The sequence below is a fragment of the uncultured Sulfitobacter sp. genome (genome assembly GCF_947500075.1).
Taxonomy (GTDB): Bacteria; Pseudomonadota; Alphaproteobacteria; order Rhodobacterales; family Rhodobacteraceae; genus Sulfitobacter.
This window is the reverse complement of sequence record NZ_CANMQS010000002.1, coordinates 874,418-901,074: the sequence shown is the minus strand read 5'-3', so window position 1 is coordinate 901,074 and position 26,657 is coordinate 874,418. Positions and strand designations below refer to the sequence as shown.

28 protein-coding genes are annotated in these 26,657 nt (G+C 59.9%); 15 read left to right on the top strand and 13 right to left on the bottom strand.

Features of this window, described 5'->3' with window-relative positions; genetic code table 11:
- Positions 1-122 precede the first annotated feature (122 nt).
- Positions 123-227 carry a transporter associated domain-containing protein gene (locus tag Q1A91_RS09400; RefSeq protein ID WP_299876009.1) on the bottom strand — a complete coding sequence of 35 codons (105 nt, stop codon included), beginning with the start codon at positions 225-227 and terminating at the stop codon, positions 123-125.
- On the opposite strand from Q1A91_RS09400, the gene Q1A91_RS09395 reads away from it, so the two are divergent.
- The gene (locus Q1A91_RS09395) at positions 217-375 is read left to right on the top strand and encodes a hypothetical protein (protein WP_299876007.1); all 159 of its coding nucleotides are present in this window, start codon (positions 217-219) and stop codon (positions 373-375) included. The two genes, Q1A91_RS09400 and Q1A91_RS09395, sit on opposite strands and share 11 nt — an antisense overlap.
- A 25-nt stretch (positions 376-400) precedes the next feature.
- Here the strand turns inward: Q1A91_RS09395 and Q1A91_RS09390 are convergent, their stop codons facing one another.
- From Q1A91_RS09390 to Q1A91_RS09370, 5 genes are all read right to left on the bottom strand, one after another.
- Complete coding sequence (locus tag Q1A91_RS09390) at positions 401-1,390, bottom strand: hypothetical protein (RefSeq protein WP_299876005.1); 990 nt, start codon at positions 1,388-1,390, stop codon at positions 401-403.
- Between the two features lie 111 nt (positions 1,391-1,501).
- Positions 1,502-2,809: an HlyC/CorC family transporter gene (locus tag Q1A91_RS09385; protein WP_299876003.1), complete on the bottom strand. Its 1,308-nt coding sequence runs from the start codon at positions 2,807-2,809 to the stop codon at positions 1,502-1,504.
- Between the two features lie 117 nt (positions 2,810-2,926).
- Entirely contained in the window at positions 2,927-3,892 is a 966-nt protein-coding gene (locus tag Q1A91_RS09380) for a site-specific tyrosine recombinase XerD (protein WP_299876001.1), read from the bottom strand.
- Positions 3,889-5,451, bottom strand: a complete 1,563-nt coding sequence (locus Q1A91_RS09375) for a hypothetical protein (protein ID WP_299876184.1) — start codon at positions 5,449-5,451, stop codon at positions 3,889-3,891. The genes Q1A91_RS09380 and Q1A91_RS09375 overlap by 4 nt, the downstream gene beginning before the upstream one ends.
- Positions 5,452-5,454: 3 nt before the next feature.
- Positions 5,455-5,604, bottom strand: a complete 150-nt coding sequence (locus Q1A91_RS09370; protein WP_299875999.1) for a hypothetical protein — start codon at positions 5,602-5,604, stop codon at positions 5,455-5,457.
- Between the two features lie 80 nt (positions 5,605-5,684).
- Between Q1A91_RS09370 and Q1A91_RS09365 the strand changes: the two genes are divergently transcribed.
- Entirely contained in the window at positions 5,685-6,281 is a 597-nt protein-coding gene (locus Q1A91_RS09365) for a shikimate kinase (protein ID WP_299875997.1), read from the top strand.
- Positions 6,274-7,389 carry a 3-dehydroquinate synthase gene (gene aroB, locus Q1A91_RS09360; protein ID WP_299875995.1) on the top strand — a complete coding sequence of 372 codons (1,116 nt, stop codon included), beginning with the start codon at positions 6,274-6,276 and terminating at the stop codon, positions 7,387-7,389. The genes Q1A91_RS09365 and aroB overlap by 8 nt, the downstream gene beginning before the upstream one ends.
- On the opposite strand, the gene Q1A91_RS09355 is transcribed toward aroB, so the two are convergent.
- Entirely contained in the window at positions 7,386-7,811 is a 426-nt protein-coding gene (locus tag Q1A91_RS09355; protein ID WP_299875992.1) for a GNAT family N-acetyltransferase, read from the bottom strand. The two genes, aroB and Q1A91_RS09355, sit on opposite strands and share 4 nt — an antisense overlap.
- Positions 7,812-7,817: 6 nt before the next feature.
- The gene (ssb, locus tag Q1A91_RS09350) at positions 7,818-8,324 is read right to left on the bottom strand and encodes a single-stranded DNA-binding protein (RefSeq protein ID WP_299875990.1); all 507 of its coding nucleotides are present in this window, start codon (positions 8,322-8,324) and stop codon (positions 7,818-7,820) included.
- 205 nt (positions 8,325-8,529) lie between these two features.
- Between ssb and Q1A91_RS09345 the strand changes: the two genes are divergently transcribed.
- Both Q1A91_RS09345 and Q1A91_RS09340 read left to right on the top strand, forming a co-directional pair.
- Entirely contained in the window at positions 8,530-9,126 is a 597-nt protein-coding gene (locus Q1A91_RS09345) for a lytic transglycosylase domain-containing protein (RefSeq protein ID WP_299876182.1), read from the top strand.
- A gap of 158 nt (positions 9,127-9,284) precedes the next feature.
- Positions 9,285-9,797 carry a hypothetical protein gene (locus tag Q1A91_RS09340; RefSeq protein ID WP_299875988.1) on the top strand — a complete coding sequence of 171 codons (513 nt, stop codon included), beginning with the start codon at positions 9,285-9,287 and terminating at the stop codon, positions 9,795-9,797.
- 37 nt (positions 9,798-9,834) lie between these two features.
- Here the strand turns inward: Q1A91_RS09340 and Q1A91_RS09335 are convergent, their stop codons facing one another.
- The 5 genes from Q1A91_RS09335 to miaA form a co-directional block, all read right to left on the bottom strand.
- Positions 9,835-11,925 carry an ABC transporter ATP-binding protein gene (locus tag Q1A91_RS09335; protein WP_299875986.1) on the bottom strand — a complete coding sequence of 697 codons (2,091 nt, stop codon included), beginning with the start codon at positions 11,923-11,925 and terminating at the stop codon, positions 9,835-9,837.
- 108 nt (positions 11,926-12,033) lie between these two features.
- Positions 12,034-13,500: an ABC transporter permease gene (locus tag Q1A91_RS09330; RefSeq protein WP_299875984.1), complete on the bottom strand. Its 1,467-nt coding sequence runs from the start codon at positions 13,498-13,500 to the stop codon at positions 12,034-12,036.
- 10 nt (positions 13,501-13,510) lie between these two features.
- Complete coding sequence (locus Q1A91_RS09325) at positions 13,511-14,599, bottom strand: ABC transporter permease (RefSeq protein WP_299875982.1); 1,089 nt, start codon at positions 14,597-14,599, stop codon at positions 13,511-13,513.
- 307 nt (positions 14,600-14,906) lie between these two features.
- The gene (locus Q1A91_RS09320; protein ID WP_299875980.1) at positions 14,907-15,701 is read right to left on the bottom strand and encodes an AraC family transcriptional regulator; all 795 of its coding nucleotides are present in this window, start codon (positions 15,699-15,701) and stop codon (positions 14,907-14,909) included.
- A gap of 84 nt (positions 15,702-15,785) precedes the next feature.
- Positions 15,786-16,679 carry a tRNA (adenosine(37)-N6)-dimethylallyltransferase MiaA gene (gene miaA / locus Q1A91_RS09315; RefSeq protein WP_299875978.1) on the bottom strand — a complete coding sequence of 298 codons (894 nt, stop codon included), beginning with the start codon at positions 16,677-16,679 and terminating at the stop codon, positions 15,786-15,788.
- An 89-nt stretch (positions 16,680-16,768) separates the two neighbouring features.
- On the opposite strand from miaA, the gene pyrH reads away from it, so the two are divergent.
- The 10 genes from pyrH to Q1A91_RS09265 all read left to right on the top strand — a co-directional run bounded on the left by pyrH (position 16,769) and on the right by Q1A91_RS09265 (position 26,604).
- Positions 16,769-17,500: a UMP kinase gene (gene pyrH / locus Q1A91_RS09310; RefSeq protein WP_299875976.1), complete on the top strand. Its 732-nt coding sequence runs from the start codon at positions 16,769-16,771 to the stop codon at positions 17,498-17,500.
- A gap of 105 nt (positions 17,501-17,605) precedes the next feature.
- A complete protein-coding gene (locus Q1A91_RS09305) occupies positions 17,606-18,271 on the top strand; it encodes a hypothetical protein (RefSeq protein WP_299875974.1) in 666 nt (221 codons plus the stop codon).
- 174 nt (positions 18,272-18,445) lie between these two features.
- Entirely contained in the window at positions 18,446-19,009 is a 564-nt protein-coding gene (gene frr, locus Q1A91_RS09300; protein WP_299875972.1) for a ribosome recycling factor, read from the top strand.
- 102 nt (positions 19,010-19,111) lie between these two features.
- The gene (gene uppS / locus Q1A91_RS09295) at positions 19,112-19,879 is read left to right on the top strand and encodes a polyprenyl diphosphate synthase (protein ID WP_299875970.1); all 768 of its coding nucleotides are present in this window, start codon (positions 19,112-19,114) and stop codon (positions 19,877-19,879) included.
- A gap of 11 nt (positions 19,880-19,890) precedes the next feature.
- The gene (locus tag Q1A91_RS09290; RefSeq protein ID WP_299875967.1) at positions 19,891-20,685 is read left to right on the top strand and encodes a phosphatidate cytidylyltransferase; all 795 of its coding nucleotides are present in this window, start codon (positions 19,891-19,893) and stop codon (positions 20,683-20,685) included.
- A gap of 2 nt (positions 20,686-20,687) precedes the next feature.
- Positions 20,688-21,863, top strand: coding sequence for a 1-deoxy-D-xylulose-5-phosphate reductoisomerase (gene dxr / locus Q1A91_RS09285; RefSeq protein ID WP_299875965.1), 1,176 nt, complete (start codon positions 20,688-20,690; stop codon positions 21,861-21,863).
- 4 nt (positions 21,864-21,867) lie between these two features.
- Positions 21,868-23,223, top strand: coding sequence for an RIP metalloprotease RseP (gene rseP / locus Q1A91_RS09280; protein WP_299875963.1), 1,356 nt, complete (start codon positions 21,868-21,870; stop codon positions 23,221-23,223).
- 146 nt (positions 23,224-23,369) lie between these two features.
- Entirely contained in the window at positions 23,370-23,495 is a 126-nt protein-coding gene (locus Q1A91_RS09275; RefSeq protein ID WP_299875961.1) for a hypothetical protein, read from the top strand.
- 250 nt (positions 23,496-23,745) lie between these two features.
- On the top strand, positions 23,746-26,004 hold the full coding sequence (gene bamA, locus Q1A91_RS09270; RefSeq protein WP_299876180.1) for an outer membrane protein assembly factor BamA: 2,259 nt from the start codon (positions 23,746-23,748) through the stop codon (positions 26,002-26,004).
- A gap of 3 nt (positions 26,005-26,007) precedes the next feature.
- Positions 26,008-26,604 (top strand): OmpH family outer membrane protein, encoded by a 597-nt coding sequence (locus Q1A91_RS09265; protein WP_299875959.1) that lies wholly within the window; start codon positions 26,008-26,010, stop codon positions 26,602-26,604.
- Positions 26,605-26,657 lie beyond the last annotated feature (53 nt).

Sequence of the window (26,657 nt, the reverse complement as noted above, 5' to 3'; positions counted from 1 at the left end):
GATAGAGTTAGGCCGTATGACGGCCCGTTTGTGACATTCCTGAAAGAATTTAGAGGAAAGCTGACACCGGCAAGGCATCAGTCATAGGGGGTTGGGTCCGCCCGGCCGCCGCTCGTTTCCCCTCACAACGGCCTGATCTTCAACTGCGTGATCCGGTTCCCATCCCGCGCCATGACCTCAAAACGGAAGCCATGGAAGCTGAACACCTGACCCGCCGTGGGGATCATCTCGGTTGGGCAATCGCTGGCGCTTGGGTTTGTCGCCGGGATTCAGGCGGGGGAGACGGTGCAGGTGATGGTGCTGGGGCGGGCGCATGACGCCGTGGTGTTGGCAGAACCGCCTTTTGATCCTGCCGGCGCGCGGCTGAGGAGGTAGCCATTGGGGACCACGCCTCACGCCACTAACGTTGAAACAGATTGCCAAAGCCATAGTTCTGTATCTTGCGCCGCTCCGCCCTCAGGACAGAGAAATCGTACCGGGGCTGCACAACGGAGGCCTGAAACAGCCAGGCCAGTTCCGGCCGATCCTTCGGCTCGGAATACAAAAGTTTGGCATTGGCTGAGATGTCTTCCATGAGCTTGCCGTTGATCTCCCGACCGTTCACCTCGACCTTGCAATAGGTGCCTGTAGAGGTGCCTGCGACAGCCTCCATCTCCTTGGGCGATGTGGGTGTGAACCGGCACCCATAGCGGCCAACTATTGTCAGGTTGCCCGGCACGGACGTCATCATGCAGGTCAGGGTTGCGGGGATTTCGCAGATGCGTCGGTTGCGACGCATGATCAGAAGGATCAGCAGGGAATATCTGATACCGACCGCGATGATCAGGACCAGCATAAGTGAGGCAAAGAGCGCGCCGAGAAGCCGAAAGTTGAATTGTTCGTCCAGATAGGCCCGTTGCGAAGCGGATAGCAGGCCTTTGTTTTGCAACGCATCTTTCAACCGATCTCCGACGCGAGCAGGCCGGTCTTCGGTCCGGAGTTGAGCGTTGGTTTGTGTGGCCGGGATCGGTCTGTTGATGTCTCCGTCCTGATAGCAGGCGGTGTTGACGATCCTGCGGGCGGACCTGAGGTCTCTCTCCATTCTTGGTGTGAAGGTGAAACCGTCCGCGTCGGCAAACTGTGCGGCAAGACGCAACTGGGTGAGAAAGTTCCGCAGATCACCAAAGGCGCTGCCCTGACCGGATCGGCGCAGCAGCAACAGGATCTCATCGTTGTTCATGTTCTTGATGGTGTGGTTGAGCGCATAAAGCGCCTCGTCGGTGATGGTCTGATTGGGGCCAAAGGTCTGTTCCGCCAGATCAATGGAGCGCAGCAAACTGTCACAATTGGCCTGGGCCGACGTGCACAGAGCCATCCACAGCAAAGCCAGCGTGAAGAGAATCGTGCGCATGTCCATGTTTGGTTCGCCGTTTGGTCCGGCTTCAGGACCGGTTTCGGCGCACCCTAGGGCAAGAAAGTTCTTGTGCTGTTAACGCGGCAGGGCAAATGCACAGTTATTGCGTTACAATGGCCGGATCTTGAGTTGCGTGATCCGGTTCCCGTCCCGCGCCAAGACCTCAAACCGGAACCCATGAAAACTGAACACCTGACCCGCCGTCGGGATCATCTGCGCCTCGTGGATCACCAGACCGGCAAGCGTATTGGCTTCCTCATCCGGCAGAGACCAGTCGGTCGCGCGGTTGAGGTCGCGGATGGTCATCGCGCCGTCGACCAGATAATGGCCGTCCTCACCCGGCGACAGCATATGATCGCCGTCGGGGTCGAACTCATCCGTGATCTCGCCCACGATTTCCTCAAGGATGTCTTCCAGCGTGATCAGACCCTGGAGCGAGCCGTATTCATCCACCACCAGCGCAAAATGCGTGCGGCGGCGCAGGAACTGGCGCATTTGCTCGTCCAGGGTTGAGGTCTCCGGCACGAAGTAGGGCTTCATCGCGACGGTGGAGACGTCAAAGTTCTTGAGCGCTGCTGCATCGCCGTCAGGACCGCCGATCAGTTTGTACATGGCGCGCAACAGGTCCTTGGCGTGGATCACGCCGATGATGTTTTCGGGATCGTCGCGGTAGACGGGCAGGCGGGTGTGGTTGGATTGCAGACATTGCGACAGGATTTCCTCAGGCGGGCTGCCTGCGTCGATCATCTCGATGCCTGAGCGGTGGAGCATGATTTCCTCCACCACACGTTCGCGCAGGTCGAGCGCGCCCAGAATGCGGTCACGGTCTTCTTTTTCGACCACACCTTCGGAATGACCCAGTTGCAGGGCGCCGGCGATCTCTTCGCGCACGGCAAGGATGTTGCTGTCGGGATCAATATCGACACCAAAGATTTTCAGCACCCCACGCACGAAGTATCGCACGGCGGTCACGATCGGGGCAAAGACCTGCACCACGATGCTGATCGGCAGCGACACCATCGAGGCCGCCCGTTCCGAATTCGAGATGGCATAGGTCTTGGGCAGCACTTCGGCAAAGATCAGAACCAGCAGGGTCATCACCAAGGTCGCCAGCGCCACGCCGCTTTCGCCGAAGAGGCGGGTAAAGAGCGCTGTGGCCAGCGATGCGGCGAGGATGTTCACCAGGTTGTTGCCCAGCAGGACAGAGCCAATGAGGCGTTCGGTGTCTTCCGTCAGCCGCAGCGCGCGGGTGGCCCCGCGTGAGCCCTTGTCGGCCTGCACCCGCAGTTTCCCGCGAGAGGCCGCTGTCAGCGCGGTTTCCGAGCCGGAAAAGAACCCGGACAACACAAGGAGACACAAGATGATACCTGACGAGATCCAGAATGCCCCATCAAGCAGAGTGGTGCTGTCTTCCATGTGTGTCTGTGACCTTTTCCTATTGTGTTACAGGGTTATGGGCATCGCGGGCTTTGCAATCAAGGGCTGCGCGGTGATCTGTGGGCGGGTGCAGGTGCGGGGACACGCTTTGTGTCCTTAACTGTCAGTGGCTTTTGCCTTGCGGTCGCTGCCCTGCGCCAGCGGATGGTGGTCCAGAACCAGCTCGCTCAACCGTTCTTCCAGGACATGGGTGTAGATCTCGGTTGTGGCCACATCCGCGTGCCCCAGCATCGTCTGGATCGCCCGCAGATCAGCGCCATTGGCCAGCAAATGCGTGGCAAAGGCATGGCGCAGCGTATGCGGCGTCACCTTGGACGGCTGCACGCCTGCGGCAACCGCGAATTCCTTGATCAGCAAATAGAACCGGTGCCGGGTCAGATGTCCGGACTTCCCGCGAGAGGGGAACAGAAACCGGGAGGTTGGCAGTTTCTTGGTGCGGGCCAGCGCGTCCTGCCGGTCGCGGTCCTCCAGCCATTCTGCAAGTGCTGTGCGGGCAGGCGGGGACAGCGGCACCATGCGTTCCTTGCCGCCTTTGCCGGTGATCAGCAGCAGACGCGGATCACCACGGGTGGCGGAGATGGGCAGGCTCACAAGCTCGCTCACCCGCATCCCGGTGGCATAGAGAAGCTCCATCAGGCAGGTGTTGCGGATCTGGTCGGCTTTGCTGCGCCCGGAGTTGCGCGCGGCGTCGAGCAGTTGGTCGACTTCTGCCTCACTGAGGATTTTGGGCAAGCGCTTGTCCTGACCCGGACCGGAAATCTGGATCGCGGGATTTTCGGTGCGCAAGCCTTCTTCAAAGGCAAAGCGGTAAAGCTGTTTGATCGCCGACAGCCTGCGGGCGCGGGTCGATTTGGCAAGGCCCTGTGCATCGCAATGCACAAGGTAGTTCTCCACATCCGCCCGGCTGGCGCCCGCGAAGTCCTGTCCATTGCGGCTCAGGTACGCCTGAAAATCCTTCAGGTCACGACCGTAGGCCAGTTGTGTGTTTGTCGCGGCTCCAAGTTCAGCCGCCTGCGCTTCGAGAAAGGCAGATATCCAATGGGCGGTATTCTGACCTGTCATGTGGGCCGCTCCAGTATCAGAACCTGTAGGGCCGCGCGGCGCGCGGTGTCTTCCAGCCCCAAGGCGCGCAGAGTGGTGAGCGCGTCGCGCAGGGTGCCGGGATCGCCCCGCGCGCCTTCATGCAAGAGCGCGAGCGTTTTGAGCACCGTCTCTCCCAAACGGTTGTTCTGCGCGCCCGAGATGAGGCGCGCGGGTGCTTGCGCGTCCTTGAAGGCATCAAAGATCGCGGCGGCAAGGGGCACATCGGGCCTGCGGCCGGATGTCTCTCCCCTGGCGATCTGGGTCAACAGATCGGATGTGCCGGTTGAAATGGTCTCATAGGCGGGGGACAACAGGCCCATATCGCGGGCGATACGTGCGCTGGTGCCCGTCAGCTCAATCTGCGCCAGACGATCGGCAAAAAGCGTGGCAAAGGGCACTTCAAGCTCGGCCTGGCGCATTGCACGCCAGGCGCGGGGCAGGGTTTTCGCGATGGCCTCGCTGCTGCCGGTTTCCAGCGCGGTCTCGAACCGTTGCAAGGCGGCGACCCGGTCCCAGACCCCACCGGAGGCGGCCGGATCGCGGTCGGTATAAAGACCAAGCAATCGGTTGTCAGGCAACGCGCCCGCACGGGTCAGCCGTTCGGCGGCTTCAAGCTGGGCTTTCCAACCGGCCAGATCACGCAGGTCTGCCACGGCATAGGGCCTTGGCAGCATCCGGGTCGGTTTGGGCTCCCCGATGGATTCGAACAGACGGAAGCTCAGCGGGTCCATCTCGCGCGGATCGGGCAGGGGGCGCGCGTCTTCGAACACATCCGGATGCAGGAAACGGTCGATCAGGGCCAGCTTCGCCTCCGGCATCAGGTTCAGCGCCTGAGCCGCACCAAAGGTCAGTGCGGCGTCTTCCCATCTGCTGGCGCGCGCGTCGCAGAAAATGCGCGTGCCGTAGTCCCGGCTGAGGTGGGGCGCAGTGCCCAGCAGTGCGCAGGCGCGGTCCTCCGTCCCGGCAAGCAGGCTGATGCGCATGTAGAGATCAAAATGCGCCGGTGAGGTGGTCACCCCGGCCTGTTCGATCAACGACAACGCAGGATCAAGCGCGCCGGCCTCCAGCAGTTTTGAGACCCGCGCCAGCGCCAGCCCATCGCCGGCGGTGGCATTGCCACCCGGCGCCTTGGCTTCGGCCAGCAGGATTGTAAACAACAGCGATTGTGCGGCGGGCAAATTGAGGTCAGGCAGGCTTTCAATCAGCTTGATCAGCGTGTCAGGATCACTGCCGAACCACAGCGTATCGGGCAGGCCCGTCACTGTTGCGGGCACCAGACCAATCTGGCGCGGCCGCCCTTTGCCCAGAGGTTCGACCGTAACTGCGGGAATGCTGCCACTGCTGGTGACCGCAGGCTCTGTAGGCGGGGCAGGTTGGGCTGTGGCCAGACTGTCTTGTGTCCCCAGCCAGTCGATCACTGACAAGGGGCGATCAACCGCAGGTTCTGCCGTTTGCTGCGCAGTGACACCGGGTGCTGCAAACAGACCCAAAGCCGACACACAAAATGCCCGAGGCAGCGCTGCCGCGCGATGCAGCATCACTTAATCCTCCGTCAGGGTCACAGGTTCGCGTGTCTCAACTTGCGTGGGCGCGAAGTCAGCCCCGAAGAAGGGTCCGACATAGGCATATCCGACAAGGCCAATAAACCCCAGTACTGCAAGGTATATCAACAACTTGATTAGTCTTCCCATCGGTTTTGCCCGTGTGTTTCTGCCCGCATTGAACAACATATATATGGCCTTTCCTCCAATATCACGTCATTCAGAAGAAAATGAGAGAAATTGAGCAATCCATGGCCGACGCAGGACCACATGACCGCCGCTTCCATCTGAAAAAGACGGTGGCGCTTGTCGGTATGATGGGGGCGGGCAAGACGGCGGTGGGGCGTGCGGTGGCGGCCAAGCTGCAGGTGCCGTTTCTGGACAGCGACGCGGAGATTGAAGCCGCCGCAAACCTCAGCGTGCCTGAGATATTTACGCGGGACGGTGAAGCCTTCTTTCGCAGGCGGGAGACGGAAGTGATCGCGCGTCTGCTGAAAGAGGAGCGGGGCATTCTGTCCACCGGCGGCGGCGCGTTTCTGGCGGAGGAAAACCGCGCAAACATTCATGCCAAAGGCGTGGCGGTGTGGCTGGATGCGGATCTTGATCTTTTGTGGAACAGGGTGCGCCACAAGGACACGCGCCCCTTGCTGCGCACATCTGATCCCCGCGCCACGCTGGCCGCGCTCTTTGACGTGCGCAACCCGGTGTACGCTCTGGCGGATCTGTCGGTGAAATGCGGGGCAGAGCTGACGATTGATGACATGGCCAACCGGGTGATCACCTGTTTGCTCGGCCGTGCGGATGTGTTGGAGGACCGCGATGCGTGAAACCGTAGATGTTGATTTGCCCGGACGCGCGTATCAGGTCCGCATCGGGCCGGGACTGATTGCGGAGGCGGGCGCGCAGATTGCACCATTGCTGGCGCGCAAGCAGGTCTGTGTGGTCACAGACACCAATGTTGCCGCTCTGCATCTGGAAGGCCTGCGTGCCGGGTTGGCGATGGCAGGGATTGAGATGACCGCGCTGACCCTGCCTGCGGGAGAGGCCACCAAAAGCTGGCCCCATCTGTGCGACACGGTCGAATGGCTGCTCGACCAGAAGGTAGAGCGGGGCGATGTTGTGCTGGCCTTCGGGGGCGGTGTCATTGGTGATCTGGTCGGATTTGCCGCCGCGATCCTGCGCCGGGGTGTGCGCTTTGTGCAGACCCCCACCTCCCTGCTGGCGCAGGTCGACAGTTCGGTCGGGGGCAAAACCGGCATCAACGCGCCACAGGGCAAGAACCTGATCGGGGCGTTTCATCAGCCGGCACTGGTGCTGGCAGACACGGGCATCCTGTCCAGCATGGCGCAGAGGGATTTTCTGGCCGGGTATGGCGAAGTGGTGAAATACGGGTTGCTGGGCGACGCTGCGTTCTTTGAATGGCTTGAAGCAAACGGCCCCGCGCTTGCTTCCGGTGATCCCGCGCTGCGGGTGGAAGCCGTGCGCCATTCGGTCCAGATGAAAGCCGACATCGTCATGCGGGACGAGAAAGAGCATGGGGACCGCGCGCTTTTGAACCTCGGCCATACGTTCTGCCACGCGCTTGAAGCCGCGACCGGCTACAGTGACCGGCTTTTGCATGGGGAAGGCGTCGCGGTGGGCTGTGCCTTGGCTTTTGAGCTGTCCGCGCGCATGGGGCTGTGCCCACAGGAAGATCCCAGCCGGGTGCGCGCCCATCTCAAGGCGATGGGGATGAAGACAGATCTGTCTGATATTGACGGGGATTTGCCGGATGCAGCGGCTCTGCTGGACCTGATGGGGCAAGACAAGAAAGTGGTGGCCGGACGGTTGAATTTCATTCTGGCCCGTGGGATCGGGCAGGCGTTTGTGACCAATGAAGTGCCCCATGAGGCGGTTTTGGGCGTTCTGGAGGACGCATTGGCAGCGCGGGGCTAACCCCGCCGCAGCACCATCCCCGTCTTGTCCTCCGCCCCGAACCCCATTGCCTCATAAAACCCGCCTGCGCCGCGTTTCTGTCCGGTCAGCAGCATGATCTTGTAGGCCTCCGCCGCCCACGCGCGGTCAATCGCGCCCTGCATCACCAGACGTCCCACGCCCTTTCCCCGGTGTGCGGTCGCCGTGACCACGTTTTCGATCAAGGCATAGGGGCGGGCACCCCAGGTGACATTTGGCAACAGATGCAGGGTGACCATGCCGATAATGCGCTCTGCGTCCTCTGCGCCGACGACGCAGGTGCCGGGATGGCTCAGGACCGCAAGAAAAGCCGCCCCGTCGTCACAGGGCGGCCCAAAGGTCAAATCGGAATAGAGGCTCAGCGCATCGGCGGTGTCATCAACTGTCAGCTCCCGGATGCGCATGGCGGATCAGAACGGGATTTCGTCGTCCAGATCGCGCGACCCGCCGCCGCCACCCTGACCGCCGCCGCTACCCTGGCTGGGGCCGCTGTCATAGCCGCCGCTGTCATACCCCTGATCATGACCGCCGCCGCTGTAACCGCCGCCACCACCGCCGCTGCCATCGCGGCTGTCGAGGAATGTCAGTTCGCCCGCGTAGGGGCGCAAGACCACCTCGGTTGAATAGCGGTCCTGACCGGACTGATCCTGCCACTTGCGGGTTTCCAGCTTGCCTTCGATGTAAACCTTCGACCCTTTGCGCAGGTATTGTTCCGCCAGCCGCACAAGGTTTTCATTAAAGATTGCAACGGTGTGCCACTCGGTCCGTTCCCGACGCTCCCCGGTGTTCCGGTCTTTCCAGTTTTCAGAGGTCGCAATGCGCAGGTTGCAGACCTTTCCGCCGTTCTGGAACGAACGCACTTCCGGGTCGCGTCCCAGATTGCCGATAAGGATCACTTTGTTCACTGAGCCGGCCATGTTGCCCCCCTTTTAGATCAGTATTTTTGGCGACGCTGCGAATCCACCACAGCGCGTTTGGCGCTTTATATCTGCCTGTTCATGGCTGAACCATGGTTAACAAATCGTTTCGCATGATTTGCCGCGTAGCGGATTGAATTCAAAGGCTGGCGCATTGGCGCATTTTTGCTATATGATGCGCGAGACTTGGGCGGAGGCATTGTGGATGCGTAGAACTGCACAGGCGGCATTGGTTGCTGTGTTGGCCGGAGGGGCTGTCCTCTCGGGTGCGGCAAGTGCGGATGTTTTCTCCTCCAAAAGCCGGCAGACGCTGTTCAATTCGCAAAAAAAGCTGCTCGATAGCCGCGCGGCGGCGCAGTATTCCTCCTCCGTGCGGTTGAAGCCACCCTCCGTGATCACACCCAGCAAATGGAACACGCCGAAATACACGGGCAAATATCGCGGGCAATACCTGAACATGGCCAAGGATGCCGCACAGCGGCACGGCGTGCCGGTGGACCTGTTCCTGCGCCTTGTCCAGCAGGAAAGCGGCTGGAACCCTGCGGCGGTGTCTCACAAGGGGGCCATGGGGCTGGCCCAGTTGATGCCTGCCACAGCCCGCAGCCTGCGTGTGGACCCCAAGGATCCTGCACAGAACCTTGAAGGGGGCGCGCGCTATCTCAAGCAGCAGTTCAAGACATTCGGGTCCTGGCGGCTGGCACTGGCGGCCTACAACGCCGGCCCCGGTGCGGTGCGGAAGTACGATGGCATCCCGCCGTTCAAGGAAACCCGGAACTATGTGAAGGTCATCGCAGGCAACTAACCAACTGGTTACGCATGGTTTTTCAGGACTGATGGCGGGTCGCCGCTCAAACCGCCTCTCTGTCAACGGAACTTTCCACGATCCAACTTTGTTGATGCTCCGAGCCTGCTGTCCAGAGTTTGGACGGGCGGCACCGCTCAGACAAAAGGAGTATGATGATGTTGAATGTGATCAAGACAACTGCCCTTGCAGCCACGGTAAGCACCTTTGCGCTGGCCTCCTTCGCCGCCGCTGTAGAGACCCCGCCTGTCGCGGAAGTGACCGTTGAAGTGTCTGCCCTTGCCGCGCAGGACAGCAACGCGGCGCGGGTCTATGAGACAATCACCACCGACCTGGCCCAGGCCATTTCTGACCGGGTGACCCTTGGTACGGGCGAAGACAGCTATGACATCAGGGTCAACATCCGCAAAGTGGCGCTGGACGGCGATACGCTGGCGCCGAACGGTGATGCGTTCAACCAGCTTGAGGGGGTGGTCGTGTTGAACGGACCCAACACCGCCTCCGGGAACGAAACTTTCCCCGTGCGGATTTCCGCCATGACAGGAGAACAGGTCGTCCCCGCAGGCTTTATCGGAGTGCGACCCGGTACGGATGACTTCTACGACGCGATGATCGTCAGCTTTGCCGAAAACGTGGCAGAGCAACTGTCCGGCGTCTACACAGGCGGCTGACAGCGCACCCGTGGCGCGCAGGGCTGCCTGCGCGCCGCTACTCAGCCGCGACGCCGACTTCGATCACCGGTTCCATCTGGTCGAGCTCCGCATCAGGCAGGTGACATTTGATCTGATGTCCCGCAGCCAATTGCCGGATCGGCGGCACTTCTTTCTCGCACAATCCGCCGGCAACCTTGTCCTTCCAACGACACCGCGTCTGGAACGGACAGCCGGGGGGCGGGTTCATCGCTGAGGGAATATCGCCTTCGAGTACGATGTGCTTTTTCTTCACCGATGTGTCGGCAATCGGCACCGCCGACAACAGCGCTTCGGTATAGGGGTGGTAGGGCGGAGAGAACACCTGATCGGTATCGCCCAATTCCACCACATGGCCCAGATACATCACCATGACCCGGTCGCTGAGATAGCGCACGATGCTGAGGTCATGGGAGATGAACAGCAGCGTCGTCTTCTGCTCACGCTGGATCTCCATCAACAGATCGGTCACCGCCGCCTGCACGGAGACATCCAGCGCCGATACAGGCTCATCCGCCACCACGATCCGCGCGTCCCCGGCAAAGGCGCGGGCAATGCCCACCCGCTGCTTCTGACCGCCTGACAATTGCCGAGGCATGCGTTCCGCAAACTCCCTCGGCAGTTTCACCAGATCCAGCAGTTCCAGCATCCGCTGCCGCCGCTCACCCTCGTTCTTGCCGATTTTGAAGATCTCCAACGCACGGATGATCTGCCGGCCCACGGTCATCGAGGGGTTCAGCGTGTCAAAGGGGTTCTGGAACACCATCTGCACATCCGCCACGTTCTGGGTGGTGCGGTCCTCAATGGGCACATCGCCGATGTTCTGATTGTCCAGCAGGATCTGCCCTTCGGTCGCGGTCTCCAGCCCCATCAACACCTTGGCAAAGGTGGATTTCCCACACCCGGATTCGCCCACAATCGCCAGGGTCTCGGATTCGCGTGCCTCAAACGACAGCTCCTCATTGGCCTTGACCACCTTGGTGTCGCCTCCGCCAAACATCGCATTGGCCGCCACCTGATAGTATTTCTTCAGCTTGTCCATCTTCAGGACAACGCGCCCGATCTCTCCCTTGGTCTTGACGTCCGCCAGTTCCAGCGGCGCGTTCCAGTCGATCTCGTCAAACTTCACACAGCGCGAGGCATGGCGGTCATTGCCGGGCACATCGCGCATGGCGATGTTGCCCTGATCACAGCGACCCGCTTCGAAATAATCACACCGCGGGCCAAAATTGCAGCCCGGCGGGCGTTCGTGGGGCAGGGGGAAGTTGCCGGGGATCGCGACCAACGGCCGCGCGTTCTTGTCCGCACCGGGCAGCGGGATCGAGCGGAACAGCGCCTGCGTATAGGGGTGCTGCATGGTGTCGAACACATCTTCAATCGACCCACGCTCGACCGCTTCACCGGAATACATCACGCAGATGCGGTCGCAGGTTTCCAACACCAGGCCAAGGTTGTGGGAGATAAACAGCATCGACGTGCCGTATTTGGTGCCCAGCTCCTTGACCAATTGCACCACAGCCGCCTCCACCGTCACATCCAGCGCGGTGGTCGGCTCATCCAGGATGAGCAGCGACGGCTCTGACATCAGCGCCATGGCAATCACGATGCGCTGCTGCTGGCCGCCGGACAATTGGTGCGGATAGGCGTCCAGAATACGCTTGGGGTCCGGCAGCTTCACATCCGTAACCACCTGCAACGCACGGTCATAGGCCTCTTTCTCGGACATGCCCGCATGGATCATCGGCACTTCCATCAACTGCTTGCCGATCTTCATCGCCGGGTTCAAAGATGCCATCGGCTCCTGATAGATCATCGCAATCTCGGAGCCGCGAATGTCGCGGAGCTCATCATCGCTCATCTCTGCCAGATCACGGCCCTTGAACTTGATCGAGCCGCCCACAATGCGCCCGTTCTTGCCCAGATCCTGCATGACCCCCAGCGCCACAGTGGATTTCCCGCACCCGGATTCACCCACAAGCCCCACAGCTTCGCCGGGTTTGACCGCGACGGAAAAGTCCATCACCGCCGGGATCTCCCGCAGCCTTGTGAAAAATGAAATCGACAGCTTGTCAATTTCCAGAATGGGACCGTCATAAGCCTGTTTAACCATCAACCTTCTCCTTTTGGAGCGCCACGAGGGCAGGGCACTGCCCCTCTTTTCTCTATAAATATCCCGGAGGTCCGGAGGCAGAGCCTCCGAAAATCCCTCCCTCTCGTCCTAGTCGCGCAAGCTCTCTTCGCGCAGACCATCCGCGAGCAGGTTCAATCCCAACACCAGCGTCAACAAAGCCAGCGCTGGCGGTATCAACGGGTGAACATAGGCACGGATCAACTGGCGACCGGTATTGATCGTTGTGCCCCAATCAGGGCTTTCGGATTCCAGCCCAAGACCAAAGAACCCCAAAGTGCCCAGAAGGATCGTGGTGTAGCCAATGCGCAGACAGAAATCGACGATCAGCGGCCCGCGTGCGTTGGGCAGTATCTCCCAGAGCATGATGTACCACGGACCCTCGCCGCGGGTCTGGGCGGCCGCCACATAATCGCGGGTCTTGATATCAAGCGCCAGGCCCCGCACGATCCGAAAGACCGTGGGTGAGTTGACAAAAACCACCGACACAAAGACCACCAGAATGCTGGGGTCGATGTCAAACCCGTCCAGAAATCCCGGCAGACCCGGTATCTGGTAGCTGCCTGCATCCACGATATTGCCCTTGGTGCTGATCAGCGACAGATACAACCACCCCAACGCCCCCAGCACGACAATCAGCAAGGGGGTGCGGAAGGACGGCTGGGTGTAGTACCGCGAATTCAGCAAGATCCCGATGAAGATCAGCGGGAAGACAAACAGAAAGGCCGCCATATAGTTGGGAATGCCGGTCTGCACAATCTCCGGGGTGACCAGCAGGTAAAACAGCAAGATCACCGGAAACGCGAGGATCAGGTTGGCCAGAAAGCTCAGGAAGGTGTCCAGCCGCCCGCCATAGTAGCCTGCGGGCAGGCCCAGCGTGATCCCCACCATAAAGGCAAAGAGCGTCGCAAGCGGGGCAATCTGCACCACAACCCAGGCCCCTTTCAGCAGCCGCGAAAACACGTCGCGCGCCAGGTTGTCACCGCCAAGCAGATACCATTGATACTCCCCTTCGTCGGGACTGCGCATGGGGGTGCCGGGCAGTTTGTTCTTCATGCCGGACACCTGGCTGAGCGTGTCATGGGTCGTGAGCATGTCAAACACGCCCGCCATAATGCCGGTAAAGACCCAGAACATCACCAGCGCAAAGCCAATCATGCCCACGGTGCTGTCAAACAATTTGCCGTAAAGGCCGAGTTTGCGCTTGTAGGTGATCGACACGGCAAATGTGACAATCAGCGCGATCCACACCGGCACCATCTGGCGGGACATCCCTCCCAGTATGCCCGCACCCGTGCCCATGAGGACGCCGCCGACCAGATAAACCGCCACCAGCGCGATCACCGCGTAGAACAGATAGCTGGTGATCATGCCGACAAAGCCCTGCGCGCCGCTGTCGCTGGCCATGGTGCCATCCGAATGGATGGCGCGGGTGGTGCCAGAGGGCACAAACGACAGCGCAATCTGCACGACGATGGAAACGGCCAGCAGGATCAGCGCAACCGTGAAGATATAGTTCAGTCCGCTCAGGGACCCGGTCCATGTCAATGGTTCCATGTTCAGCCCCTCAAGAAATACGAATGCGTGGATTGAGATAGACGTAGCCGATGTCCGAAATCAGCTGCGTGACCAGCACCACAATCACTGAAATGACCGACACCGCCAGCAAAAGCTCAATGTCATTGTTGGCCGCTGCCTGTACCAGCAGCCAGCCAAAGCCCTTGTAGTTGAACAGCGTCTCGACAATCACGACGCCGTTCAGAAGCCAGGGGATCTGCAACATGATCACTGTGAAGGGCGCGATCAGCGCGTTGCGCAGCGCGTGTTTCATCACGATATCGGAAAACTTCACGCCTTTCAGCCGCGCCGTGCGGATGTATTGCGCGGTCATCACCTCGGTCATTGAGGCCCGCGTCATCCGTGCAATGTACCCCATCCCGTAGAGCGAAATCGTCAACACCGGCAAAAAGAAATTCCAGAAAGTGGCGTTTTCCATTGCCGAGGTGGCAGAGCCCAGGAACAGCGTCTTGCCATCAATCCAGCCCATGTCCGCAAGCCAGGGCGAGACCCCGAATTTCGAAGAGGCCAGCAGCGCGATGAAGATCACGCCGGAGACATATTCCGGTGTTGCTGTGGTCGCGATGGAGAAAGTCGACAACGATCTGTCCAGCTTTGACCCCTCCCGCATGCCCGCCAGCACCCCGATGATCAGGGCCGAGGGCACCATCAGCAACAGAACACACAGCATCAGCTTGCCGGTCAGCGCCAGCCGGGTCAGCACAGTGGCGCCGACCTCATCCTTGAAGACGGTTGAGAACCCCCAGTCGCCCTGCAACACGCCGCAGCGGGTGGGGCGGTCTTCCTCGGGCGTGCCAGCCAGGAAGCATCGCCCGAAGGTGTCCGCGGGATCCTCCCCTTCGGTCACCCAGCCGGGCATCACGCCCAGCCACTGGCCGAATTTGACGGGCAGGGGCTGTAAATAGCCCCGGTCGCCCAGAAAGCTGGCCACGGCTTCGTCCGACATGCGGAAGTTGCCCTGGTTCTTGGCGAGCTTTTCAAGGTTTGGATAGAGATTGGTCAGCCAGAACACGATGAACGTCAGGCACAAAGCCGTCAGCAGCATCACGCCCAGGCGGCGTAAGATAAATAGTCCCATTCAGCGCCCCTGTTGGTGGCTAGGCGGGGTGACCCCGCTCTTTTTATGCGGCCTTTGGCCTGCGCTTATGTGCCGGATGTACATCCGATCATTGTGTTCTGGAGAGCGTTATTCAGCGCGGATGTAAAGGCAATCGCCAAAATTTCCAACGCTTTGCGGCCCGGTTGAGCCGCGTTTCCCGTCCCCCTGTCGGGCCATGTGGCAACAGATAGCGACGAAGGTCAACGGGAAGTTCCGGCACAAATATGCCTTTTTGCGACATGTCGATGGCGCGAAACCGACCATGTGGCTGGCAGATGAGGTGTTGTCAGACCCCGGCGCGGCGCAGCTTACCCGGCGTCATGCCGGTGTGTTGCTGAATGAACCGCGTGAAATACGCGGCCGAGCCAAAGCCAAGATGCCGTGCGATGTTCTGGGCGGGCTGATCGGTTTCGGTCAGCAATCTGCGGGCTTCAAACAGGCTGCGTTCTGTCAGCAGTTCTGCCGCCGAACGCCCCGTTGCCGTCTTCAAGGTGCGGGTCAGGTGGGTGGGGGTTACCCCCAGTCCCTGGGCATAATCCGCCATCGGCGCGCCCGAACGGTAATGATTGGGGATCAGGTCACAGAATCGCTTCGCCAGACGCCCTGCGGCATTGCGCGGATCGGGGATATGTTCTTCGAGCATGATCTGGCGCCGCAGCCAGACGGACATCAGCGCGGCATGGGCTTCCAGCGCATCCTGATGCAAGGGGCGGGCCTGTTGCAGTTCGCGCTGCGCGGTTTCAATCAGGGTGGTCAGTTCGGATTGGACCTGCACGTCGCGTATGCGCAGATGGCGCGGAATTTCCGGCAGGCGCAGCGGCGTGCCATCCGGGATGATCACCGCTTGCCCAATCGCCTGTCGCCCCAGATCCAGTGCAAAAAGCGAACCTGCGGGGATCCAGAGCGCGTTATGCGCCCCCAAGCCCCGCCGGAGCCCATCAAACAACATCCGACCCTGTCCGCGGGTGATCCAGATCAGCAAATGAGAGGGACGATCATGCGCCAGTTGCAAGCGCCAGTCCTGCCCGCCAGACAATTGTGCAAGCGTGCAGACGTGAATATCAGACGTATAGGACGACAAGACTGCTTTTATCCGTTTTTTTATAGTATGGGCCTGTTTATGCCCATATTGGTTTTGCAATAGTCGGATAAAGTCAAAGACAATTTAAGGGTTTCGGGCAGTTTCAGGCTGGAACTGATGCCAATCGGCCATTTTGCTGCGCGCCCAGGTGCGCTGGCGTTTGGCGAACTGCCGCGTTGCGATCACGGTTGCTTCGCGGGCGGCGTCCAGCGTCATGCGGCCTTCCAGATGCGCCATCAACTCAGGCACGCCAATCGCACGGTGGGCGGGCAGGGCAGGGTCATAGGCCGCCTGCATGGCCGCCACTTCTTCCAGTGCGCCTTGTGCCAGCATCAGATCAAACCGCCGTGCGATGCGGGCGTTCAGCCAGTCGCGCTCCACATCGAATGAGATGGGGTAGGTATCGCCAAGTGGCAAAAGCGGCGCGCCGGTCTGTGCCTGCCAATGGGCCAATCCACGGCCCGTTGCCTGCAAAACCTCCCATGCCCGTTGCACCCTCGCACGGTTGTCCAGATCGATGTTCTGCGCGGTCTGCGGATCAAGACCGGCGCGCAGCCTGTCCAGCGGTAACCCGTCGGCTTCCAGCCGGACGGCATCCGGCGTCTGCGGGATCTGCGCGAGCCCCTGGGTCAGCGCCGCGAAGTAAAGCCCCGTACCGCCGGTGATGATGGGCCGCTGATCCCGCTTGAGCACCTGTTCAACCTCGCGAAGCCAATGGCCGGTCGAATAAGAATCGGTCGCTTTGACGTGCCCGTACATGAGATGTGGCGCGCGTGCTTCATCCTCCTCCGACGGGCGGGCGGTGATCACCCGCCAGCAGTCATAGACCTGGCTTGCATCGGCATTAACGATCACGCCGCCCTGCCGATCGGCGATCTCCAACGCCAGTGCAGATTTGCCCGAAGCGGTCGGCCCTGCAATCAGAACGGGTTGTTGCGGCGAAACAGCGCTCAGAATCGCAGAAAAAGCGTGTGACAACGGCGTTCCTTCCCATCCTGCGCATTGAACCTTTGCTCCATTTGCGACAGTTTGCGCGCAATTGGAACCCGCCGCAGGAAAGGTCTCACATGCCGCAGGATACAGTCGCCCCCTCTTTCAAACGTGTGATGCTGAAAATCTCGGGGGAGGCGTTGATGGGGGATCAGGGATTCGGCCTGCATCCGCCCACCGTTCAGCGCATCGCGGCAGAGGTCAAATCTGTCCACGATCTGGGGGTCGAGATCTGCATGGTCATTGGTGGCGGCAACATCTTTCGCGGGCTGTCCGGCTCGGCTCAGGGGATGGAGCGGACAACGGCGGATTACATGGGCATGATCGCCACGGTGATGAATGCGCTGGCGATGCAATCCGCGCTGGAAGCCGAAGGCATCCACACCCGCGTGATCAGCGCCATCACCATGAATGAAGTGGCAGAACCCTATATCCGCCGCCGCGCCGTCCGCCATTTGGAAAAGAAACGGGTCTGCATCTTTGCCGCAGGCACTGGCAACCCGTATTTCACCACTGACACCGCCGCCGCCCTGCGTGCCAATGAGATGTCCTGCGAAGCCATTCTGATGGGCAAGAACGGCGTCGATGGTGTCTATGACAAAGACCCCGCGAAACACGATGATGCCAAACGTTATGACACGGTCAGCTATGATGACGTGCTGCAAAAGCGCCTTGCGGTCATGGATGCTTCGGCCATCGCGCTGGCGCGGGACAACAATTTGCCGATCATCGTCTTCTCGCTTGATGAGCCGGGCGGTTTCCGCGGCATTCTGGCGGGTGAGGGGACGTATACGCGCGTTCAAGGGTAACGGCGGTCCCTCCAAAGCTTCAGTGGCTGCAAAACGCCCCTGATTTCATCGAAAATATGTCATGGTTCCCTGCGATGGTCCTGCTGTTGATGCAGGGAGCGTGTGATGGAAGACCGATATCTTCAGACTGTGTACCGTGTCGTGGCGCATGTGACGGGATATGATGTCACCGCATTGCGCCCGGACACGCGGTTTTCTGATATCCTGTCAGAGGAAGAGCAGTTCCACGAGATATACGAAGAATGCTGCGCCGCGCTGGATGTGCCCTTGGCAGGCATCATCAACTCGATGCCGATGTACCGCCAGAAGGTCGGCGATGTGATGCTGAACAGTTGGCGCAACCTTGCTGCCTTCAGCACGCAGGCGCAGGCACTGCTGGCGAAGTATGATGTTCCAATTGAAGATGAAACAATGGCCAGCCTTGCGGAGAGCATGCGTCAGGGCATCTATGTCTCAAGCGGCAAGTTTTGCCCCCCACAGAATCCACCGCGCAGCAAAACCTATGTCTTGGGATGGACCGCCGGATTGTCCATCGCGTCCATTGCGGTTCCTTTCGCTTTCACCCTGCTGCCCTGCAATCCGGTTTGTTCCGACTGTACCCTTTCCACATGGTCCCAGATGCAGGAAATGCTGCCGGTCTCACTCGGGATCCTGGCGTTTGTGCAGGCAATAGCGTTTGTACCGGGGCTCTACGGTATCCATACGGAGAAGACCAAACGACCGCCCTTGCCTGACCAGGACCATGCCGCTAGCCGCGCAAACGAAGTGTAGCAGAGCAACCTTCGGCTGAAAGGCCGCATTCTTCTGCTTATGGTGCGCCTCTGTGCGGGGTTCGTAAAGGTCTCTGCGCTACCTGCATGAAAGCCCACTTTCATTCCGCTTGCGTAATGCTCTATATCTAGGCGAACGCCGACTAAAACGGCATGTACTACAGGATAAGACCTTATGTCAGACGACTTCATGCTTGATACCGACGACCTTGAGCGTCGCATGAACGGCGCGCTCGGATCGCTGCGCACTGAATTTGCATCGCTGCGCACGGGCCGCGCGTCGGCCTCCATGCTGGAGCCGGTGATGGTGGATGCCTATGGCTCGATGACGCCGATCAATCAGGTGGGCACCGTCAACGTGCCTGAGCCGCGGATGGTGACAATCAACGTCTGGGACAAGGGTCTGGTCGGCAAGGTTGAGAAAGCGATCCGCGAAAGCGGGCTGGGGATCAACCCACAGCTGAATGGCACAATCATCATGTTGCCCATCCCTGAGCTGAACGAGGAACGGCGCCGGGAGCTGACCAAAGTTGCGGGGCAGTACGCGGAAAACGCGCGCGTCAGCATTCGCAACATCCGCCGCGACGGCATGGATCAGATCAAGAAAGCCAAGGCCGATGGCATGTCCGAAGACGACCAGAAGTTCTGGGAGACGGAGATGCAGGACATGACAGACAAATTCATCGGCCAGATTGATGAACAGCTGGAAACCAAACAAGCCGAGATCATGCAGGTCTAAGCAGTCATGGGACCGCCTCCAAAACCGGGGCGGTCTTCTTTTTTGGGGCGGCACCCTTTGTTTTGTGTTCCCCGGCAGAGTGAATGGTAAAGAGAGCAGCCCATGAGCACCGCGTCAAAACCCACCGCCCCGGCGTCCGATCCTTCTCAAGAGGTGGCCGTACCGGCAGGCGGGCCGCGTCATGTGGCGATTATCATGGACGGCAACGGCCGTTGGGCCACGCAACGCGGCCGTCCGCGTCTGTTTGGTCACCATGCCGGCGCACGGCGGGTGCGTGAAGTGGTGGAAAGCTGTCCTGAGTTTGGGGTTGAGTATCTGACGATTTTCGCTTTCTCCACCGAGAACTGGAAGCGCACGCAGGTTGAAGTGGCCGGTTTGATGAGCCTCTTTCGCCGCTACATCACCAAGGAGACGCGATCCCTGCGGGAGTTCGGCGCGCGGGTGCGGTTCATCGGGGACCGGGTGAAGCTCGACAAAAAGCTGATCCGCCTGATGAATGAGCTGGAAGAAGCCACTGCCCATAATGACAAGGTGAACCTGACCATCGCGCTGAACTATGGCGGTCGGGACGAGGTGGCACGCGCCACACAGCGGCTGGCGCAGGATGTGGCGGATGGCAAGCTGGACCCCGCGCTGGTGGATGAAGAAACGCTGCCAAAGTATCTGGACACCTACGTTTTACCCGATCCTGATCTGGTGATCCGCACCAGTGGCGAAGCGCGGATTTCGAACTTCCTTCTGTGGCAATCGGCCTATGCGGAGTATGAATTTATTGATACGCTCTGGCCTGATTTCACCCGCGAGGAATTTGGCCGGCTTTGTGCAGCCTACGGCGGGCGGGAACGGCGCTTTGGCGCGGTGAAGACCTGAGGGACGGCAACATGGCAAAATCGGCGGAGCAGTGGTCAGACCTCGGCGCGCGCATGGGGGCGGGGGCCTTCATGGTTGTTGTGGGGCTGATCGGCATCTGGCTGGGCGGGCATGTGTTTCATGTGCTGGTGGCGCTGATCTGCGGGATCATGGTCTGGGAATTGGGCGGGATGCTGCGTCCGGGCGCGCGTCATGTGCAGTTGCTGATGGGCGGCGTCACGGGTGCGGTGATGCTGCTGTCGATCTATTTGCCCGTTGGTCTGGCGATGCCCTTGCTGCTTTTGCCGGCGTTTTATGGCTTCAGCCAGTTGGAGCAACACCGCACCATCTTCATGAGCTTTACCGTACTGATCCTGCTGGCCGGCTACGGCATGATGCAGGTGCGCGATGACATGGGGTTTGGCTGGCTGTTGTGGCTGGTGCTTGTTGTGGTGGTCACGGATGTGGTGGGCTACTTCGCAGGCCGCACTTTCGGCGGGCCGAAGTTCTGGCCTGCGGTCAGTCCGAAAAAGACATGGTCAGGCACCGCTGCGGGCTGGATCGGGGCGGCGCTTGTTGGCCTGCTGTTTTCGATCAACTCAGGCATCGGCGTGCAGCTGATCGGCATTTCCATCGCCGTTTCAATGGCGTCACAGATGGGCGACATCGCGGAATCGGGCATGAAGCGGAAGATGGGGGTCAAGGACAGCTCAAACCTGATCCCCGGCCATGGCGGGTTGATGGACCGGTTTGACGGCATGCTCGGCGCCTCTGTGTTCCTGCTGATTATCGGGCAGTTCATCGGCTTTCCGCCAGGACTGGGCTGATCATGCGGCGGGTCAGTGTGCTGGGGGCGACAGGCTCCATCGGGCAGAACACCCTTGATCTGATCGCGCGGGCCCCGGACGACTATGACGTTGTGGCCCTGACCGGCGCGTCAAATATTGCACAGCTCGCGACGGATGCTGTTGCATTGAAAGCAGAGGTCGCCGTGACCGCGCGCGAGGATCTGCTGGACGATCTGCGCGATGCGCTGGCCGGATCCGGCGTCACGGCAGCGGCAGGTGCGCAGGCGATCACCGAAGCTGCATCGCGGCCCGCTGATTGGGTCATGTCCGCGATTGTCGGGGCAGCAGGGCTGGCACCGGGTCTGGCGGTTGCGGCACAGGGCAACACGACGCTGGCGCTCGCCAACAAGGAATCGCTGGTTTGTGCCGGTCCCCTGCTGCTGGAAACGGCGCGGGCGGCCGGGGCCAAGATCATGCCTGTGGACAGCGAACATTCCGCGATCTATCAGGCTCTCATTGGCGAAGACATGGACGCGGTGGAGCGGATCATCATCACTGCCAGTGGCGGCGCCTTCCGGGACTGGCCCCTTGAGAAACTCGCCGAAGCGACCTTGGCGGAGGCCTCCAGCCATCCCAACTGGGACATGGGGCAGCGGATCACCATCGATTCTGCGTCGATGTTCAACAAAGCCATGGAAATCATTGAAACACGGGAGTTTTTCGGCGTTCGCCCCGATCAGATCGAAGTGATCGTGCATCCGCAATCAATGATCCATGCGCTGGTGGGGTTCAATGACGGTGCGCTGATGGCCCACGTCGGCCCGCCCGACATGCGTCACGCCATCGGCTTTGCCCTGCACCATCCTGCACGCCAGCACTTGCCTGTCGAACGGCTGGATCTTGCGGCCATTGGCCAACTGGATTTCCGCGCCCCCGATGAGGTCCGCTGGCCTGCGTTGCGGCTGGCACGGGAGACGCTGGAACGGGGCGGGATGATGGGCGCTGTGTTCAACGCAGCCAAGGAAACGGCGCTGGACCGTTTTATCGCCGGTGACCTTGGATTTACCGAAATGTCACAGGTTGTGGCGCAGACTTTGGACCACATGAACACACACTGCGACCATATTGATGCCAAGATGACCCTTGATAACGTGGGCCGAGTAGACCATCTGGCACGCAAGGCGGCAAAAGCCGCTGTTGTCAAAAGAGCAGGGTAGCACATTGGATACAGTCGGGCTTTTGCCGCAGTTTGGTGGCGTCATATGGACGTTGGCCGCTTTCGTCATCGCACTGTCGGTGATCGTCGCGATCCATGAATACGGCCACTACATCGTTGGCCGCTGGACAGGGATCAAGGCGGATGTGTTCTCGCTCGGGTTTGGACCGGTGTTGTGGTCGGGGACAGACAAACACGGCACCAAATGGCAGGTCGCGGCGCTGCCTTTTGGCGGCTATGTGAAGTTTGCAGGCGATGCGAATGCGGCTTCCGGCAAGGATGAAGCAGCCATGGCGGCTGTTGCGGATGACCCAAATGCGCTGCGTCACACGATGCACGGTGCGCCTTTATGGGCGCGGACGCTGACCGTTGCGGCGGGGCCTGCGTTCAATTTTGTCATGTCGATCGCGATATTCGGCGCGATTGCCTATTCCGTCGGTGTGCAGCGCGATCCCCTGACGGTGGGAGAGATGCGGGACATGCCGCAGCTGTCGCAGCAGGGGCTGCAATCGGGCGATGTGATCGAAGCCATCGAGGGGAAGGCGCTGCCGCCTGCCGCTGATACGGAGGCACGCACGGCTCTCTTTGCAGCGCTGCCCGTGGCTCCAGAATTAACCTATGATGTGGTCCGCGACGGCACAGCGATGCAGGTTTCAGGCCCGTTTGTCTCTCCACCACTGGTCACGCAGGTCTTGCCGCGCTCTGCGGCGTTTGAAGCCGGGTTGCGGCCCGGTGACGTGATCACGCAAATCGCAGGAGAGGACATATTCGCCTTCAACCAACTCAAAACCGCCGTGGAAGGCGGGGACGGCAGCGCGCTTGCGCTGACGGTCTGGCGCGCAGGCGAAAGCCGCAGTGTGTCGATGACGCCCAAAGCCACGGATGTGGAACAGGACGACGGCAGCTATCAGGTGACCTACCGGATCGGAATCGTCGGCGGCTCCGCTTTTGAGCCTGCAACAGACGCGCCGGGTATCGGAGAGGCGATCACCAGCGGCGTGGCGAACACATGGCGCATCATCACCGGCTCCATTTCCGGGCTGGGGGCGATGATCGGCGGACAGATCAGCACCTGTAACCTGAGCGGCCCGGTGGGGATCGCACAAGCCTCCGGCGCAATGGCGAGCCAGGGCGCGCAGTCCTTCATCAATTTCATTGCCGTGCTCAGCACTGCTGTCGGTTTGCTCAACCTCTTCCCGATCCCGGCATTGGATGGCGGGCACCTGGTGTTCTATGCCTATGAGGCCGTGACCGGGAAGCCGCCCAACGATACCGCCTTGCGTATTCTGATGACCATCGGATTGGCACTGGTTCTGTCCTTGATGGTTTTCGCCCTAGGAAACGACATTTTCTGTCCATGAATTCAGACCGTTAAGGTGGTTCCGCCGTCTTCCCTCGGGCGGACCACTCATATCGCGACAGTTGAAAATGCCCAGAAAAAGCCACAATTCATCGCAAACCTGCCGCAATGGACTGCTATTACTGCGCCAGCAAAAAGGAGCATTCCATGCAGACCCTACAGAATTCTTATCGCGGGCTTAGCTTCCTGATGGAACTGAACTGGGATCGCGCGCTCTACATCTTCACAATCGCGCTTGCGCTGGCTGCCGGGGCATTTGTCGGCTCCCTCTGACGGGTACACAGGTCGCCACCGCCACTTCATGATGTTTCAATGATGTAACCCACTGCTGAATGTAGTGGGTTTTTCGCTTTCTTGGTTTTGACAAACTGCTGCAACCTGCGTACTCAGGATGCAAATGGTGTCTTAAGAATGGGTATAAACCATGAGACTGAGGAACGGGGGCGGTGAACCTTCCATGCGGGCAACGAAAACTCTTTTTGGAAATTTGATCAGAAGCACATCTGTTTGTGCATTGATGTCAATGGCTTGGGTGGCGCCAGCAGCGCCAGTTTGGGCGCAGGATTATCAATTCAACAGCGTTGAGATCAATGGCAACAACCGGATCGGCGACAGTGCGATCCTTGCGCGTGCCGGAATCGGACGCGGGCAGACGGTCACGGGCGGTCAATTAAACGACGCTTTCCAGAATCTGCAGAACTCCGGTCTGTTTGAAACCGTCGCGATTGAACCGCGTGGCAGCACGCTGGTGATCACGGTGACGGAACTGCCAACGATCAACCGGATCAGTTTTGAAGGCAACCGGCGCATTGACAGCGATGTGTTGGCCCAATTGACCGGTTCGCGTGAACGCAGGGTCTTTAACCCATCACAGGCCGAGACAGATGCCGCCGCCATCGCTGAAGCCTATAGCAATGACGGTCGGATTGCCGCCCGTGTCCAACCGCGGATCATCCGCCGGGATCAGAACCGTGTCGACCTGGTGTTTGAAATATTCGAAGGCGACAATGTTGAGATCGAACGGCTGAGCTTTGTCGGCAATCGGGTCTATTCTGACCGCCGTCTGCGCCGTGTTCTTGGCACCAAGCAGGCAGGATTGTTCCGCCGTCTGATTCGACGCGACACATTCGTGGAAAGCAATGTCGAGGCGGATAAACGGCTGTTGCAGGATTTCTATCTGTCGCGCGGCTACATCGATATGCGCACCGAAGCTGTTAATAGTGAGTTGACCGAAGAAAGGGATGGATTCTTCGTCTCCTACAACATCACCGAAGGTCAGCAGTTCAAATTCGGCGAAATCAACCTGGTGTCGGAGATGAACGGCGTTGATGCAGCGGTCTACCGTGACCTGGTCAAGGTGCGTTCAGGGGTGGTGTACTCACCGACGCTTGTTGAAACAGACATTGCCCGGCTGGAACGTCAGGCCATCCGCGATGGCATCGACTTCATGCGTGTCGAACCACGGATTGAGCGGAACGAACGGTCACAGACGCTGGATGTCACCTATGTGCTCAGCCGGGGGCCGCGGGTCTTCGTTGAACGCATCGATATTGAAGGCAACACAACCACGCTGGACCGCGTTGTCCGACGTCAGTTTGACAGCGTTGAGGGCGATCCATTCAACCCGCGTGAGATCCGTCAGGCCGCGGAACGCATTCGTGCATTGGATTACTTCTCGACCGCCGAAGTGAACGCCCGCGAGGGCAGCAGCGAGGAACAGGTCGTTGTCGATGTCGATGTGGTTGAACAACCCACCGGTGCATTGACCTTTGGCGGGACATTTTCGAACAACGACGGCATTGGTGTCGTGGTCAGTTTCCGTGAAGATAACTTTCTCGGGCGCGGTCAGAGGCTTCGTCTGGATCTATCAACTGCCGAAGACGCACGGCGGTATGGGGTCTTTTTCGAAGAGCCCAGTTTGCTTGGTCGTGATGTCGCGTTTGGTCTTAACCTGAGCTATTCAGAGACGGACAGTTCATTCGCCACCTACGATACCGAAACGCTGATCTTCCAGCCCGCACTAACCTTCCCGGTAAGCGAATTTGGGCGTTTGCAGCTTCGCTATACCGCTGAAAATCTTGAGGTTACCGGTCGCGACATCGTTGTGAACGGCAACACGGTGCAGGATGATATTGATGCGGGCGCGCAGTTGTCCTCCTCAATCGGATATACCTACACCTATGACACGCGGTTGGGTGGTCTGGATCCAACCTCTGGTGTTCTGTTTGAATTCTCTCAGGATTTTGCAGGTCTTGGTGGTGACGCCAACTATGTCAAGACAGTTGCGAAAGTTGTCGGAGAGCGGACGTTCCTGAACGAGGAACTGACCTTGCGTGCAACCCTTGAGGGGGGCGCATTGGCCTGGTCCAGCGGTAACAACCGCGTTGTTGATCGTTTTCTGCTGGGCCCATCTTTCATCCGCGGGTTTGAACCCGGCGGGATCGGCCCCCGCGACACCAGTGGCCCGGAAACAGATCCGCTCGGGGGTAATCTTTATGTTGTCGCACGGTTTGACGCACAGTTCCCCATTGGCCTACCGGAAGAGTATGGGATTACGGGGGGTGTCTTCTACGATGTCGGCAACCTTTGGGACCTTGACGATGTGAACCTGAATGGAGGCAACATTCAGGGAGAGGGCGGATCTTTCCGTCACGTTGTGGGCGTGTCGGTCTATTGGGACACACCGTTGGGACCGTTGCAGTTTAACTTCTCCAAAGCACTGAAAAGCGAAGACTTCGATGAGGAGCAGAGCTTTGAGGTCACCTTGCGCACCGAGTTTTAAGTCATGACTCGGGCCTTGGCCCTTGTGACAACGGCGCTGGCACTGACCTTGGCTGGTGCGCATCAGTCAGGTGCGCAACAGCAGCCAGGTGCGACGACAGGTGCGGGTATCGGGTTTGAACGCGGCACCATCATCAGCCCGGTGCTCACGATAGACTCCGAACGGATCTTTGTTGAGAGCGACTTCGGTCGCCGGGTTGCTGAACAGATCGAAGCGCAAAGCACTGCGCTGGCCACGGAAAACCGCCAGATCGAAGCGGCGCTTGAGACCGAAGAGCGGGAACTGACCGAAAAGCGTGCGGAACTGTCCCCGGAAGACTTCCGGGAGCTTGCCAATGCCTTTGATGAAAAGGTTCAGGAAATCCGCCGGGCGCAAGCGGACAAGGGCCGGGCGATCAACACCATGCTGGAAGATCAGCGCGAAGTGTTCCTGAACGCGGCCGCTCCTGTGTTGGAACGCCTGATGCGGGACGCGGGTGCTGCGGTGATCCTTGAGCGACGGTCGGTCTTTGTCAGCGCCAACGCGATTGATATCACCGATGATGCGATTGCCCTGCTCAATACCACGCTGCCGCCCCGGGAACCCACGCAGGACCGCTGATCTGCTTGCCGCAGGCGGCGCAACTTGGTAGCCCCTTGGGGTGAAATATCCGC